The organism is Fluviispira multicolorata, assembly GCF_009208585.1.
GTDB classification, from domain to species: Bacteria; Bdellovibrionota_B; Oligoflexia; order Silvanigrellales; family Silvanigrellaceae; genus Silvanigrella; species Silvanigrella multicolorata.
In genome coordinates, this window is record NZ_WFLN01000005.1 from 1 (window position 1) to 14,934 (window position 14,934).

Annotated in this window: 13 protein-coding genes; 3 read left to right on the top strand and 10 right to left on the bottom strand. The window is 34.1% G+C overall.

What is annotated here, in order from left to right; all coding sequences use genetic code 11:
* Positions 1-118: 118 nt before the first annotated feature.
* The 8 genes from GCL57_RS15050 to GCL57_RS03630 form a co-directional block, all read right to left on the bottom strand.
* A complete protein-coding gene (locus tag GCL57_RS15050; RefSeq protein ID WP_152211909.1) occupies positions 119-517 on the bottom strand; it encodes an alcohol dehydrogenase catalytic domain-containing protein in 399 nt (132 codons plus the stop codon).
* 264 nt (positions 518-781) lie between these two features.
* Positions 782-2,464, bottom strand: coding sequence for a dihydroxy-acid dehydratase (gene ilvD / locus GCL57_RS03600; protein WP_152211910.1), 1,683 nt, complete (start codon positions 2,462-2,464; stop codon positions 782-784).
* Between the two features lie 105 nt (positions 2,465-2,569).
* On the bottom strand, positions 2,570-3,607 hold the full coding sequence (gene ilvC, locus GCL57_RS03605; RefSeq protein ID WP_152211911.1) for a ketol-acid reductoisomerase: 1,038 nt from the start codon (positions 3,605-3,607) through the stop codon (positions 2,570-2,572).
* Positions 3,595-3,882 (bottom strand): ACT domain-containing protein, encoded by a 288-nt coding sequence (locus GCL57_RS03610; protein WP_152211912.1) that lies wholly within the window; start codon positions 3,880-3,882, stop codon positions 3,595-3,597. The genes ilvC and GCL57_RS03610 overlap by 13 nt, the downstream gene beginning before the upstream one ends.
* Before the next feature lie 11 nt (positions 3,883-3,893).
* The gene (gene ilvB, locus GCL57_RS03615; RefSeq protein WP_152211913.1) at positions 3,894-5,585 is read right to left on the bottom strand and encodes a biosynthetic-type acetolactate synthase large subunit; all 1,692 of its coding nucleotides are present in this window, start codon (positions 5,583-5,585) and stop codon (positions 3,894-3,896) included.
* A gap of 86 nt (positions 5,586-5,671) precedes the next feature.
* Positions 5,672-5,869: a hypothetical protein gene (locus GCL57_RS03620; RefSeq protein WP_152211914.1), complete on the bottom strand. Its 198-nt coding sequence runs from the start codon at positions 5,867-5,869 to the stop codon at positions 5,672-5,674.
* Between the two features lie 3 nt (positions 5,870-5,872).
* A complete protein-coding gene (locus tag GCL57_RS03625) occupies positions 5,873-8,044 on the bottom strand; it encodes a 3-hydroxyacyl-CoA dehydrogenase NAD-binding domain-containing protein (RefSeq protein WP_152211915.1) in 2,172 nt (723 codons plus the stop codon).
* A 21-nt stretch (positions 8,045-8,065) separates the two neighbouring features.
* Positions 8,066-9,403: a thiolase family protein gene (locus GCL57_RS03630; RefSeq protein WP_152211916.1), complete on the bottom strand. Its 1,338-nt coding sequence runs from the start codon at positions 9,401-9,403 to the stop codon at positions 8,066-8,068.
* A 206-nt stretch (positions 9,404-9,609) separates the two neighbouring features.
* Here GCL57_RS03630 and GCL57_RS03635 point away from each other — a divergent pair, with 206 nt between their 5' ends.
* From GCL57_RS03635 to GCL57_RS03645, 3 genes are all read left to right on the top strand, one after another.
* Complete coding sequence (locus GCL57_RS03635; protein WP_152211917.1) at positions 9,610-9,987, top strand: NirD/YgiW/YdeI family stress tolerance protein; 378 nt, start codon at positions 9,610-9,612, stop codon at positions 9,985-9,987.
* Positions 9,988-10,133: 146 nt separating this feature from the next.
* Entirely contained in the window at positions 10,134-10,847 is a 714-nt protein-coding gene (locus GCL57_RS03640) for a YebC/PmpR family DNA-binding transcriptional regulator (RefSeq protein ID WP_152211918.1), read from the top strand.
* Positions 10,848-10,868: 21 nt separating this feature from the next.
* The gene (locus GCL57_RS03645) at positions 10,869-12,596 is read left to right on the top strand and encodes a M14 family metallopeptidase (RefSeq protein ID WP_152211919.1); all 1,728 of its coding nucleotides are present in this window, start codon (positions 10,869-10,871) and stop codon (positions 12,594-12,596) included.
* Here GCL57_RS03645 and GCL57_RS03650 read toward each other — a convergent pair.
* Positions 12,577-13,053, bottom strand: a complete 477-nt coding sequence (locus GCL57_RS03650; RefSeq protein ID WP_152211920.1) for a hypothetical protein — start codon at positions 13,051-13,053, stop codon at positions 12,577-12,579. The genes GCL57_RS03645 and GCL57_RS03650 overlap by 20 nt on opposite strands.
* Positions 13,054-13,065: 12 nt before the next feature.
* Positions 13,066-14,928 (bottom strand): tetratricopeptide repeat protein, encoded by a 1,863-nt coding sequence (locus GCL57_RS03655; RefSeq protein WP_152211921.1) that lies wholly within the window; start codon positions 14,926-14,928, stop codon positions 13,066-13,068.
* Between the last annotated feature and the right edge of the window lie 6 nt (positions 14,929-14,934).

Here is a 14,934-nt window from a genome sequence, read left to right on the forward strand (position 1 = left end):
CTAGGCTAGGGACTAGCCGAAGTAAAGCTGGACGAGGAATAAGTAAGACGAAATTAGAGCAATCTAATCCGCTGATTCCTATGACTTCAGAAGCTCGCTCCCTTTAGGGGCGAGAAGTTCACGAATAACCTCCAAATGTTTGTTTATTTGTTTGCTTGTCAATACCATTATATGTGCCAATAAATCCAGCATCGCAATATTGCTCCACTCCTTCCTTGCAAGCAGGACAAGTTCGACAGGAATCAATGAAGCAGCCTACGCCGACTTGATCACCAATTTTAAATTGAGTCACCTGTGATCCTATTTTTATAACTTTTCCTGCAATTTCATGGCCAGGCACTATTGGATAAATGGTTCCGCCCCATTCATTGCGAGCAGAGTGAATATCAGAATGACACACTCCACAATATTCAATTTCAATGAGAATATCTTTTGCTCCAACTTCTCTTCGTTCAATTTTATGCATTTGTAATTTTGATTTTGCATCGAGAGCTGCATAGGCTTTTGTTAAATTCATATAAACTCCATTTATGAGATAAAAAATAGCATCCATCATAAAGTAAAAACATATTGAAAATCACATTAACAGAAAGTAATTAATAAAAGCGAGTGTTAATCATAAAATTTAATTTTATACATTTAGATTAAAATAACTATAGTTTTAAATTTTAAGTATTTTTTAACTATAAATAAATGCAGCAGATGTATGATTTTCTACTGCTAAAATAATTGCTTTTTGGCAAAATGGGTGAAGGAATTAATTTTAATTAAAATGGGAAGCTTATTCTCCATCAGTAATGCATCCTAAACTTGCAGAAGAGACATTTTTGATATATTTAAATAAAGTGCCTTTTGTTACTTTATAGGGTGGCATGACCCAGCGTTCTTTTCGAATATTTAATTCAGCATCTGAGACTTCTAAGTGAATTGTATTGGTTTCTATATCAATTAATATAAAATCATTATTTTCGACCAGAGCGATTGGACCACCCACTTGCGCTTCGGGAGCAATATGTCCAATTATAAAACCATGAGATCCTCCTGAAAAACGACCGTCGGTAATAAGGGCAACATTATTGCCAAGTCCTGCCCCCATAATAGCAGATGTGGGGCTAAGCATTTCGGGCATACCTGGTCCACCTTTAGGACCTTCGTAGCGAATGACCACAACATCACCTTTAAATATTTTATTATTTTCCAGAGCTGCAAGCATGTCTTCTTCAGAATTAAAGACACTTGCTTTTCCTCTAAAGCGCAGGCCTTCTTTTCCTGTTACTTTAGCGACTGAACCTTCTGGTGCTAAATTTCCTTTAAGAATTTGTAAGTGACCTGTTTTTTTTATGGGGTCACTTAAAGGATGAATAATTTTTTGCTCAGGGGCAAGACCTGGTACTTTGCTTAAGTTTTCTGCAAGGGTATTTCCTGTAGCTGTTAAGCAATCTCCATGCAATAAATTATTTTCAAGTAACATTTTCATAACAGCTGGTGTACCGCCTTCTTTTTGCAAGTCAGCCATTGTGTATTTACCACTGGGCTTAAAATCTGCTAATAAAGGAACCCTGTTACTTATTTCTTGAAAATCATCAAGAGTTAATTTTATTCCAACAGAATTGGCTACAGCTATTAAATGCAAAACAGCATTGGTTGATCCTCCTAGTACAGTGATGAGCACCATGGCATTTTCAAAGGCTTTGCGGGTCATAATGTCAGAAGGTTTAATGTCATTTTCAAGGAGATTGCGTATAGCAGCGCCACTTTGAAAACACTCTTGCACTTTTAAATTATCTATTGCAGGAGTTGAAGAACTATAAGGTAAACTCATACCCAAAGCTTCGATAGCACTGGCCATTGTGTTTGCAGTGTACATTCCACCGCAAGCGCCTGCTCCTGGACATGCTTTTTTTAAAACTTTTTTTCTTTCTTCGTCACTGATTTTTCCAGCTAAATATTCTCCATAGCATTGAAAGGCAGAAACGATATCAATATCTTTATTATTTAATCTTCCAGGTTGAATGGTACCACCGTAAACAATGAAGCCTGAGCGATTGAGTCTCCCGAGAGCAATAAGACAACCTGGCATATTTTTATCACAGCCAGGAATTGCAATACAGCCATCGTACCACTGTGCAGACATAATTGTTTCAATCGAATCTGCAATTAAGTCACGAGACTGTAATGAAAAACTCATTCCATCGGTGCCCATGGAAATACCATCACTCACACCTATGGTGTTAAAACGCATTCCGACAAGACCGGCATCTTCAACCCCTTTCTTAACGTGTTCGGACAAATCTAAAAGATGCATATTGCATGTGTTACCTTCGTACCACATGCTGGCAATGCCCACTTGTGCCTTTTTAAAATCTTCATCTGTCATTCCTGTTCCGTAGAGCATAGCTTGGGCTGCGCCATGAGAAGCAGGTTCAGTAATGCGAGAGCTAAATTTATTTAATTTCATCATCAATATTCTATTCTGTTACTTTAATAAATGAAAAATAAGAGAGTTTAGAGAAATCTATAATAAGTATTAAAAACTTCTCTACTCTTTTTGCCAGTTTTTTAAAAATGATTAAGGACGAAGTTTTCTTACAGTTTTACCAACCTGCCAAATTTCTTCATTGTGTAAACGATCGAGTTCTTTTTCTAAGCATTCCTTATAATCGGGTTTGCTATTTGCAGAAATAACAATGCGTGCTTCCTCGCCACTTGCTACACTTTTATAGAGTGAATTAAAAACGGGAAGAGTTGCTTTTTTAAAGCGTGGCATCCAGTCAAGAGCCCCTCTTTGTGCTGTGGTTGAGCAATTTTTAAACATCCAATCCATTCCATTTTCAGAAATTAAAGGAACAAGACTTTGTGTTAATTCTTCGACTGTTTCGTTAAATGCTTCGCTTGGAGAGTGCCCATTTTCTCGTAAGACTTCGTATTGTGCTGCAATAATTCCTGCCAATGCTCCCATTAAAACACCACGTTCACCGCAAAGGTCACTATAAACTTCATGTTTAAAGTTTGTTTGAAATAAATAGCCAGAGCCGACCCCAATTCCATATGCGAGAGCTTTTTCTTCGGCATGCTTAGAAGCATCTTGGTGAATGGCGTAGCTAGAATTGATTCCTTTGCCTTCTTTAAAAAGTGTTCTTACACTTCGCCCAGAACCTTTAGGTGCAACGAGAACAACATCAATTCCTTGAGGAGGGATAACTCCTGTTTTGTCAGAATATGTCACAGAAAATCCATGTGAAAAACAAAGTGTTTTACCTGGAGTAAGATATTCACGTACGATATTCCACATTTGCATTTGTGCCGCATCGGACAAAAGGTAACTGATAAAGGATCCTTTTTTACAAGCTTCTTCAATTGAAAATAAATTTTTTCCCGGTTCCCAGCCATCTTCAATTGCTTTATCCCATGAGGAAGAGTTCTTTCTTTGTCCAATGATGACATTAAAACCATTGTCCTTTAAATTAAGTGCTTGGGCTGGGCCTTGTACTCCATAGCCAATAACTGCAATGACTTCGTCTTTTAAAACATTTTTTGCTTTTTCAAGAGAAAATTCTTCACGTGTAAAAACAGTTTCTTCGGTAAAAGAAAATTTTAATTTTGACATAAGTAAACATCCTTATTATTGGTATTAAAATGATTTTTATGAACAGCTTTGATATCTGAAAGTTCAATTATTTTTTTTAACTGTTTAACGACTCGTTCCATTTTTATTTCATCTGTACTTATTTCAATATAAAAATGAGAGTTTAAATTTTGTTTTGATGCTTCAAAATTAAATTGATTTATAAAAAGACGATTTCGAGAAAAGACGACCGATAATCTTTGAAAAATATCTAAAGTATTTTCTGCAATGATTGATATAACGTAAGTCGAATTCATGAAGTCTCCTGTTAAGAAAAGCGAACATCACTCACACCTGCTCCAGCAGGGATCATAGGAAAAACATTTTCATTTTTTATAACCTTAACCTCTAAAAAATAAGATTCTTTGGAAGCGAGTAGTTCATCTAAATAATCATTGAGTTCTGTATGATTTTCCGCTTTATTTGCACGGATTCCATATCCTTCAATTATTTTAATAAAGTTTGGATTGTGCATTTCAGTGCTCGAAATTCTATTTTCAAAAAATAATTCTTGCCATTGACGCACCATTCCTAAAAAACTATTATTTAAAACAATTATTTTTAATGGAATATTTTCTTGCATAACAACACCCAATTCTTGGATATTCATTTGAAATCCACCATCACCAATGATTGCAATCACCTCCCTTTCTTCTGCCCCTAGTTTTGCTCCAATGGCTGCAGGCAATGCAAAGCCCATTGTGCCCAAGCCACCTGAAGTAATATGCGAATTATTATTAGTAAATTTATAATAACGCGCAGCAATCATTTGATGCTGTCCAACGTCCGTTACTAATATTGATTTTCCATTTGTTTTTTCTGACAAAAGATTTATCACTTCCGCCATTTTTATTTCTTTTTCATCTGATTTTTCAAGATCTTTTTTAATCACTTCTTGATATTCAATATCATCACACTCTCTAAATTTTTTGAGCCAATTGTCATGATTATTTTTTTCAACTCCATTTATAAGAATTTGTAAAATTTCTTTTGCATCTCCAACTAATGGAACAGTGCATATAACATTTTTATTTATTTCTGAAGGATCGATGTCGATGTGGATGATTTTAGCTTGCTTGGCATATGATTTTAGATTTCCTGTGACTCTGTCATCGAATCGCATGCCAACTGCAATTATTAAATCAGCTTCATTTGTAAGAATATTAGCTCCATAATTACCATGCATGCCAAGCATGCCCACATATAAGGGGTGATTGCATGGAAATGCAGATAATCCTAAAAGAGTGCTTGCAACTGGTATTCTCGTTTTGTTTGTAAATTTTAATATTTCGTCTTCAGCTTTTGCAATTGTAACACCATGTCCTACTAATAAATAAGGTTTTTTTGCTTTATTTATTAAATTTATTGCAAGAGAAATGTTATTTAAATAACCACTATTATTTATCTTTATTAGGTTTTCAAAAGAAAATAATTTCTCTTCATATTCTGTTAATTCAAATTGTGCATCTTTTGTTATATCTATTAAGACGGGCCCCGGTCTACCGGTCATTGCAATGTAAAAAGCTTTTGCAATGACAAATGGAATTTCGTTTGCTTTTGTAATTTGATAGTTCCATTTTGTAATTGAAGTTGTCATTGAAATAATATTTGCTTCTTGAAATGCATCTGTGCCTAATAAATTACTTGGTACTTGTCCTGTTATACAAACTACAGGAGTGGAATCGAGCATGGCATCGCAAATACCAGTAATCAAATTAGTTGCTCCTGGTCCTGAAGTTGCAAAACAAACTCCTGTTTTGCCTGTTACTCTAGAGTAACCTTGCGCGGAATGAATTGCGCCTTGCTCGTGTCTTGTTAATATATGCCGAATTTTTTTATTATAACTAAATAGAGCGTCATATATCGGCATAATTGCTCCACCAGGGTAACCAAATATCAATTCCGTTTTTTGACAAAGTAACGACTTGAGCAGCATGGCTGCACCAGTGATTTTTTCCATTTTATTTTCTCTTTTAATTGGAACTGAAAAACCCCCGAGCTTTGGAGCTGCGGGGGTTTATAGTTAGTTATTTTGTCTGAATAACTTTATACAAAGCCCTCGCTGAGTGGGAGTAGGACTACGAGCACAATAATAATGACAGCTAGGACAATAGTAGAAATATTTAGTTTGTTTTCGCTTATTTTATTTTTCTTATTATGAGTCGTGTTAGTCATATTTCCCTCAGTTGCTTCGTATTCGATTTGAACAGTAAAGATTAAATGAATTACTGTCAAGCAGCTCATGCATTAAAAATTCCAATAGGCTGCGGGTTCAAAACGTTTTCCATGTTTTTGAGCTAATTCTTTTAATTTTTCTTTTACATTCTTTTTTCCAAGCACTTTTGCATAATGAAAAGGGCCACCTAAAAATGGAGGAAATCCGAGGCCAAATATTGCGCCTAAATCACCTTCATCTTCAGACTTAATTATTTTTTCATCGAGACAACGCGCCGCTTCATTTAAAAAAACATACATACAACGATCTGCAATTTCTTGGTGATCAAAATTAATTCTTTCCATATTGAAGTGTTTATAAATGGAAGAATCAGGCTTGTCTTTTTTATTGTCTACATAACAATAAAATCCCTTATTATTTTTTCTACCTTTACGATCTTCTTTTGCAATATTTTCTATTTCATTTGGTACTTTAAGTCTTTCAGAAAAAGCTTCAAATAAAACTTGAATAATATGTTCACCAACATCAATTCCCACTTCATCAAGCAATGTAATAGGGCCTACAGGCATGCCAAATTTTTCCATTGCGTTGTCTACATCTTCTATTTTTCCGCCTTCTGCTAAAATATTTAAGGCTTCAGCAATTTGGAATGCTAAAATACGAGTCGTATAAAATCCTGGACCATCATTTACAACAATAATTTGTTTTCCCATTTTTGTAGCCAGATCAAAAACAGCAGATGCAGCTTCGTGTGAAGTTTTATCTGTCGTAATTATTTCGACTAAGGGCATTTTTGGAACAGGTGAGAAGAAATGCATGCCAACAACATTTTCTGGTTTTTTAGCGCCCGCAGCAATTTTATGAATAGGAAGGCTACTTGTGTTGGTTGCAAAAATAAAATTAGGATTTGCAATTGAATTTTCGCATTTTTTTAAAACATCATGTTTTATTTTTACATCTTCAAAAACGGCTTCTATGACAATGGGAGATGTTTTAAGAGTTGTAAAATCCATTGAAGGACTCACTCTGTATATTTGTGAATCTCTTTCAAACCATTTGATTCTTCTTTTTTTAAAGCGCTCTTCAAAGTAACTGCTGACAGATTTTAAGCCGCGCTGTAATCCAGCCGACTCTCTGTCAATCATTACTGTACGAACTTTTTTTTCAGCAAGCACAGTGGAAATTCCACTTCCCATTAGGCCAGCACCTAAAACTCCCACTGAGGAATCTCCGTTTAAAAGAACGTCAATATATTCTTTTTTTGCATTTTCTTGTACTGCTTTTGTATAAGGATTTTTCTTTGCTGCTGTCATGATATTAAAGATATGAACAAGTGCTCGACTCTCTTCGCTGACAACAAGCTCACTAAACAGCTTTGCTTCAATAGCAAGCCCTTTTTCCATAGGCATCTCCACACCACGCATTACAGCTTCTAATGCCTTTAAAGGAGCTGGATAACGCCCTTTTGTGCTTTTCATCACCATCGCACGGCTTTGTTTCGTTATCATTGCTCTGCCAAATGGATTTCCTTCGAGAGCAATTTTTTGCATGTCGAAGTTACCTTGCATTGAAGTCACAATTCCTAAAGAGGAAGGCAATCTTCTTATATTGCCTTTTTTCTTTTTGCAGAGTGCAATAGCTTTTTCATAGAGTTGATTCTCTGGGACAAGATCATCTACCAATCCAATTTTAAGAGCTTTTTTTCCATCTACTTTTTTCCCAGTGAGAATGAGATCGAGAGCTTGAGTGATTCCGATTACGCGTGGAAGTCTTTGGGTTCCTCCTCCTCCTGGTAATATTCCCAGTTGAACCTCTGGTAATCCAAGCTGAGTTGAAGAATGAGTTGTGCAAATACGATAATGACATGCAAGTGCAAGTTCCAGTCCACCACCAAGACATGTGCCGTGAATAGCCGCAATTGTTGGTACTTTAGCATTTGCAAAATAATTCATTATTCTGTGAAGATCTTTGCTTCCTTTCTCTCCTGCTTCTTGACTTGTAAATGTTTTAAAAATTGAAATATCTGCGCCTGCTGCAAAACAGTTGTATTTTGAAGATTTAATGATGATGCCTTCAAGCTTTTCATTTGAAAGTATTTTCGGCATATTTTCATCAATATCTGCAAGCATTTCAAGAGTAAAACTATTTACACCTTTGCTTTCATCATTCATATCAATAATACATATATTATTTTCAAATTTAAATTGAAATACTTTTGATTTTGAAACTAAATTAGAGGACATAATTAAATAACTCCTATATTGTTACTTTGTTTCAAGTAACACAGCCATTCCCATACCACCTGCTGCACAGACTGCAACGACCGCATATTTTCCATTTTTTCTATTTGCAATTCTTAAAGCATTTCCAATTAATCGTGCACCAGTTGCGCCGAAAGGGTGACCAATTGCAATTGCTCCTCCTTGGATATTTATTTTTTCAGCGGGAATCTCTCCAAATGGAGGCATATTTAATTTTTCTTTACAGAATTTTTCATTTTTCATGGCATCGAGGCAGCTTAAAACTTGGCCCGCGAAAGCCTCATGAATTTCATAGACATCAATATCGTCTTTACTCAGATTATTTTTCTTTAAAAGTTTTGGAATTGCATATGCAGGACCTATTAAAAGCTGATCGTTTGGATCGACTCCAACCGTAATAAAATCGACTAGATATCCGAGTACAGGGAGTTTTTTATCTTTTACATAACTTTCACTGGCAAGAAGCAAACCAGAAGCTCCATCGGTCAATGGACTTGCATTCCCAGCAGTGATTGTCCCATTTTTTCTGTCGAATACGGGTTTTAATTTACTTAAAGCATCAACTGTTGATTCAGAGCGAATCATATTGTCTTTATCTACAAAAATTGTTTTATCTTTTCCGCACCAAATTGGAATAACTTCATCTTTTAAATGACCAGCTTCAGTTGCTTTTGCTGCATTATTATGGCTTTTATAGGCAAGTTCATCTTGGCGTGCACGGGAAATATTATTTTTTACACACATAATCTCTGCATGATCACCCATTGTTAAACCTGTAAAAGGCTCCGCTAGTGCGGGTGGTTTTGGTAAAAACCATTTAGGATTTACGCTTCCAATCAAAGAAAGTCTTTCTTTAAATGATTTTGCTCTCGACATTTTTGTCAAAAAACGGCGTGCTTCATCTGAAAAAGGAATAGGCACATCAGAGAGAACTTCAACCCCTCCTGCAAGTACAAGCTGATTTTTTCCAAGGCGAATGCGATCGGCTGCAATTTCTGCTGTTTGCAATGAAGAATTGCATGCTTTATTTAAAGTAAATCCTGCAATTGTTGTTGGTAAGCCTGAAAATAAAACGATTTCTCTTGCAAGGTTAGCATTTTTGGTTTGAGGAATCACGACTCCCCAAATGCATTCATCAATGTCCGACGCTTGCACTCCCGTTCTTGCAATAAGCTCCGTAGCAACACGTAAGCTAAGAGAAAGTGCTGTTTCATTTTCAAAGACACCAAAGGATTTTACAAAGGGTGAACGAACTGCGCCGACGACGGCCACACGTTCATTTTTAGAACCGGAATTTTTTCTGTTTTCGCCATATCTGTCTTGGCTTTCATTATTTTCCATTTTATCCTCACAGTGTTGTTAAAAGTAAAAATCCACTCATTATTGGGTGTACAGTATCAGAAAATTTTCTGAGCCCCAAATTTTTGAGAGCAGCAAAACATAGAGTTTGCTTCTTGCAAGAGTGGCTTGCTTGATACATTATATAAATGCTTGATACATTATTTGAATTATAGACAAGGTGTCTGTTTCTTTTAAAGGGGAGTTCAATGTCAGTTATTAAATTTACAATTATCCTTTCTACTCTTGTTGTTTCTTTTGTTGCAAATGCAGATTTTGTCAGTTCTAAAAAAACGGATGGGGAAATTACAATAAAAGCAGCTCTTGAATTAAAAGATAAAGACAGTGTTGTTATAGTTGGTAAAATAATTAAAGAAATTAGAAGTGAAAAATATTTAATTGTTGATAATAATGGTGGTGAAATTTGTGTTGAAATACATAAAAAAGATATGCCAACTGAAAAATTTGATGAGAATGTTGACTTAAGAATTTCTGGTGAAATTGATAAAGATTTTAAACCGAATGGTGATCAATGTGATAAGTTTAAAATTGAAGCAAAAAAAGTAGAAATTGTTAAGAATAAATAAAAAAATCAATTCTTTATCTCTCCTTCTGTTTCTTCGCTTTGCATTCCGTAAGCAAAATGGTAAACCTTTCAAAAGTGCATTTCTCTTACGGAATGTTGCATTTATTGTTCAATTAATATTTTTAACTTATTAAAAAGGGATTTTGTATGGGTCGTCATAATACAATTGCAGGTCGTATGGCATCAAGTGCTGCTGCGAAAGGACGTCTTTTCACTAAGCTTGCTCGTGAAATTATGGTCACTGCACGTGCTGGGAGTGATCTTAATAGCAATTCTGCATTAAGAACCGCTGTTAATAAAGCTCGAGATAATAGTATGCCTAAAGACAATATAGAGCGTGCTATTAAAAAAGGTGCAGGTGAAATGAAGGGGATGACCTTTGAGGAAATCACTTATGAAGGTTATGGACCAGCAGGATCTGCAATTATGGTTGAAGTTTTAACTGATAATAGAAATAGAACACATCCTGAATTGCGTCGCATTTTCCAAAAAAATGGTGGAAATATGGGGGAAATGGGAGTCGTTGCTTGGATGTTTAAAAAGCGTGGTGTATTTGTAATAGATTCTGAAAAAGTAAATGAAGAAAAAATAATGGAAATAGCACTTGATGCAGGTGCTGAAGATATTATAACAGAAGATAACTACACAACAGTTTATGTAGAAGTTACAAATTTTGCGACTGTTCGTGAGGCGCTCATTACCGCTGAAATTCCATTTGAAAAAGCAGGGCTTGAACTTATTCCCGAAAATTCTGTTACTTTATCCGGAGAAATGGTAAAAACAGCGCTCGAATTAATTGAAAAACTAGAAGATCACGATGATGTTCAAAATGTTTATCATAATTTTGATATTGAGGATTAGCATAATTAAAAGGAGTTTTTTATGTCAGAGTATCTTTTCCATGAAAAATATTTAAATTATAAAGATATGATGAGTGACATAGAACTCCTATGTAATCATTTTCCAAAAAAATGTGATGTTGAAAAACTAGAAATTGCAAAAACAATTGAAGGACGAGCAATTATTGCTATTCGAGTTTATCCTAAAGGAAAGCAGGTTGAACAACCTACCCTTTGGTTCGATGCAAACATGCACTCAATTGAGCTTATTGGTACCAATGCAGTATTAGCACAAGCAGAATTTTTACAAGCAAAATTAAATGAAAACGAAAAGAAATATTTTGATATTAATTATGTATTTGTCCCTCGTATTTGTCCTGATGGAGCAGAGCTTTATTTTACGAATAGCAAAGTGAGTCGGAGCAACGCACGTGATTCTAGATCTTTAAAAGAACTGGGAAGTGTTTGGCAAAGAGAATGTTTACTTGAAAAAGAAAATAGAAAAATTAATATTGATTTATTCCAAAATAAAAATCGTATTGGATATATGCGGAAAAAAAGTGAAGCTGGAGTTTGGACTTGTGATGAAATGTATCCAGAATTAATCCGATACAGAGAGTTGGGTGATACAGGTCCATTTTATGATATTTATCCAGAAGGTAAAATTATAAATTTTGATGGAAGTTACATTCCCTCTAGTTTTAATCTTGTAGATAATGAAATCGATCTCAATCGCAATTTTCCGCATGACTGGGAAGCAAATATTAATGAAAATAAAGGTGGAAAAATGCCTTTATCTGAAAATGAAAGTCGTGCAATCGCAGATTTTTCGGCTAAAATACCGAATATTTATTTCTGGATGAATTATCATACTTTTGGTGGTGTTTATATTAGACCATCTGGTAAAGTTCCTGACGCAGAGATGAATATGTTTGATAGAAGTATTTTTCATAATATCGATACAAAACTTGAAGAGTTAACAAAATATCCTGCGGTTTCTGGTCACCAGGAATTCACTTATATTCCTGGAAAGCCTTTACGCGGAGCACTTACAGAATATATTTATCATGCTTATGGAGCTTATGCTTATGTTTGTGAGTTATGGGATTTACCAGCACGTTTGGGAAGGCAGGAAAGACCATTTATAAAGCGTTACGAAAATTGGTCAAAAAAAGAATGGCGTCAATTCTATGAATTCGATCGCAGTGAAAATAATTCGATGGTTTTTGGGCACCCATGGAAGGGATACAATCATTCGCAATTGGGTGAGGTTGAAATCTCTGAGTTTCCTGTACAGTTTGGAATTAATAATCCTCCACAAAAATTAATTTCAGAAGTCATTCAAAATCAAGTTAAGCTTTTTCCATTACTTGTTGATTTAGCACCAAAACCAAAAATAGAAATCAAGCTCATAGATTCTAATGAAAAAAATTTAAAATATGCTGAGCTAACTTTGTCTAATGTGGGATACCTACCCACATTTATTTCTGAAGCAAAAAAACATGCACAAGGAACTAAAAAAATAAATGTTGAGGTGGTTGAAGTTAAAAAAGGAAAACTTATCGGTGAACGTATTTATCACTTAGATGAATTATATGGTTTTGCACGTATTCATGATGGTTGGTTAGACAGTGCAAATAAAGGAACAATTACTCCAACTACAAGAACAATTAGAATTCCTTTTTTAGTTGATAAGAATGATTTGGGAGCTATTTTTAAAATTAGCTTTGCAAGTGTTGGTGAATATATTGTTACTTTAGGTGAGGTTTAATATCAAATAATTTTTCTTCGTCTTCTATCCATTCATTAAGTCCATGTTTTCTGAGAGCATCTATTATTGCTGAACGTTCTGTTACTATCATTTCTCGTTCACAAAATTTATTATCTAAATATCCTCTATGGTCATCATAGGGATTGCAAATAGCTAAGCGATGTTCTGATAATGGAGCGGCCCCAACGCTCATCAAATCATCAAAATTTTCTAGACTGACTTCAGAAAAATCATATTTAAGTTGTTGGCTAGGAATATAGGGAAGATTGTGTGAACGTGCTAAACAACGGGCAAGAGTGGATTCGTCAACATAATTTAAATCGAGGAGTGCATCGGCGACTGATAACTTCCAAGATTCAGCATACTTTGTCACAATAATCCAATCAACTCGATCTATTCTGATTTCATTAGATAGCGCTTCAAACAAATGGGGAAGGATAAAAGAGGTTGTGGTCATGCAGATTCCGTTTCAGTCTTCTTCTGGATTTATATCAATAGCTTTTTTAGCTTCCATAATTTTTGCTTCTATACTTTGATGAATTCGAGCCAGTTCAGGATCGGACTCCAGCTGATAAGGAAGCATATCTTCTAAAATTTTGCTAGTACTTTCTAAAGTTCTCAATGAGTCTTCAAAATATTTTAATTTCATTTGGGCAGATGCTAAATGATATAAAATAACAGGTTCGTCTGGCTCTATTTTTAAAGCATCTGAAATATATTTGAAGGCATTTTTAAAATCATTTTTTTGATAATAAAGCCAACCTAATGAATCTAAATAAAAACCATTTTTTGGATTAAGAGTAACTGCTTTTAAAAGAACTTTTTTTGCTAAATCAAGTTTTTTATTTTTTTCTACCAGAGTATATCCTAAAAAATTTAAACCGTCTGCATAGTTAGGCCAACGGGATACAATTTTTTCTGCAAGTTGGAGAGAGGATTCTCCAGACTTTATATATTTAAGATATTCAGCCTTTTTTAAATAAAGTTCTTTTGCATCAGAATTTGTTGAAATTGATTTATTCAATGTATCAACTGCATCTGAGTATTTGTTAAAATAAGCAAGAATTGATGATTTAAAAATTGTATCTTCAATTACATTTTTATCTGATAAGGTAAATTTAAAAATTTGCTTTTCGGCTAAATCTTTTTGATTCGTATTTATTAAAATAATTATTTTTGCTTTTAAAGCTTCACTGTAATATTCATTATCTTCCTTTATTTCATTTAGTAATTGCAAAGCTACTTCAAAATTTCGCGTTTTTTCATTGCAGACTGCAAGATAATATTTAATTGATCCATTTTCAAAATTAATTTTTTGTAATTCATTTAATCTTTTCTCTGCATCTTTATATTCTCTATTTAAGAGTAAAATTTTTGCAATTTGAAAGGTAAATTCTGGAGGAAATGGAACTTGCTCATCTGAGCTTTTTTCAAGTTTTAAAAGAATAGAAAGAGCTTCTTGAGTTTTATTTTGGAATAAAAGTATATTGACATAATTTTGTGCGTTTAAGTTATTATCCATTTCTTTATCAAAGGCGAGCTTGAAATATTTTTCAGCTTTAGCATAATCTCTGCTGTTTTGATGAATTTTCCCTAATAAATTTATTGTTTCAACAATATCTTGATCAATTGAAAAAGCTTTTTTTGCATATATAAGTGCAGTTGAATAATTTTTTTCTTGAAAATAAATTTTTGCAATAGTTATAAGTACATTGTTAGATCGTGGATTTCTTTTTAAAAAATCTTCTAAAACTTTTTTAGAATTCTTTTTTGAATATGAAGAATAGAAAATAACGATGGCTTCATCATTTGGATATTTTTTATAGGCTTTTTCAAGATTTTTAGTGAGAGCAACCGTATTATTTTGTAATTGATAAATACTTGCAAGAGCTAACTCAGGTTCTGAAGATTTAGGATATAAAACCGTTAGACGATTGGCAATCTCTTGAGCTTCATTTAATTTTCTAAGTTGAATTTTTAAATTAACAAGATTTAAACCTACAGTCAAACTTTGTGAAAATTGATAATTTATTTGGAAAAGTATTTCTGCAGTTTCTAACTGGCCTTTTTCTTCAAGGCTTTTCCCAAGTAAAAAAGCCTCATCAGCTTGTGATCCTGTCAAATGCCCTGTTTCAGAATCATGAATTATTTTTGCAAGTCGAATTTGTGCGTATTGTGATAACGAGGGAATAATTGTATGCTGTTGATCTTCGCCATTAGGCTGTGTTTCGTTAGATGTTTTTTGTGATTGGCATGAAGTATAAAAAATTAAAAAAACTATACAGTAAATAGATTTTAATTTTAAACTGGAATCTTTTTTCAAGCAGCGCATTTTAAT

Coding starts and splice junctions, on each gene's coding strand:
- GCL57_RS15050 (WP_152211909.1), bottom strand. CDS start 517: ATGAATTTAACAAAAGCCTATGCAGCTCTCGATGCAAAATCAAAATTA.
- ilvC (WP_152211911.1), bottom strand. CDS start 3,607: ATGTCAAAATTAAAATTTTCTTTTACCGAAGAAACTGTTTTTACACGT.
- GCL57_RS03610 (WP_152211912.1), bottom strand. CDS start 3,882: ATGAATTCGACTTACGTTATATCAATCATTGCAGAAAATACTTTAGAT.
- ilvB (WP_152211913.1), bottom strand. CDS start 5,585: ATGGAAAAAATCACTGGTGCAGCCATGCTGCTCAAGTCGTTACTTTGT.
- GCL57_RS03620 (WP_152211914.1), bottom strand. CDS start 5,869: ATGAGCTGCTTGACAGTAATTCATTTAATCTTTACTGTTCAAATCGAA.
- GCL57_RS03625 (WP_152211915.1), bottom strand. CDS start 8,044: ATGTCCTCTAATTTAGTTTCAAAATCAAAAGTATTTCAATTTAAATTT.
- GCL57_RS03630 (WP_152211916.1), bottom strand. CDS start 9,403: ATGGAAAATAATGAAAGCCAAGACAGATATGGCGAAAACAGAAAAAAT.
- GCL57_RS03635 (WP_152211917.1), top strand. CDS start 9,610: ATGTCAGTTATTAAATTTACAATTATCCTTTCTACTCTTGTTGTTTCT.
- GCL57_RS03640 (WP_152211918.1), top strand. CDS start 10,134: ATGGGTCGTCATAATACAATTGCAGGTCGTATGGCATCAAGTGCTGCT.
- GCL57_RS03645 (WP_152211919.1), top strand. CDS start 10,869: ATGTCAGAGTATCTTTTCCATGAAAAATATTTAAATTATAAAGATATG.
- GCL57_RS03650 (WP_152211920.1), bottom strand. CDS start 13,053: ATGACCACAACCTCTTTTATCCTTCCCCATTTGTTTGAAGCGCTATCT.
- GCL57_RS03655 (WP_152211921.1), bottom strand. CDS start 14,928: ATGCGCTGCTTGAAAAAAGATTCCAGTTTAAAATTAAAATCTATTTAC.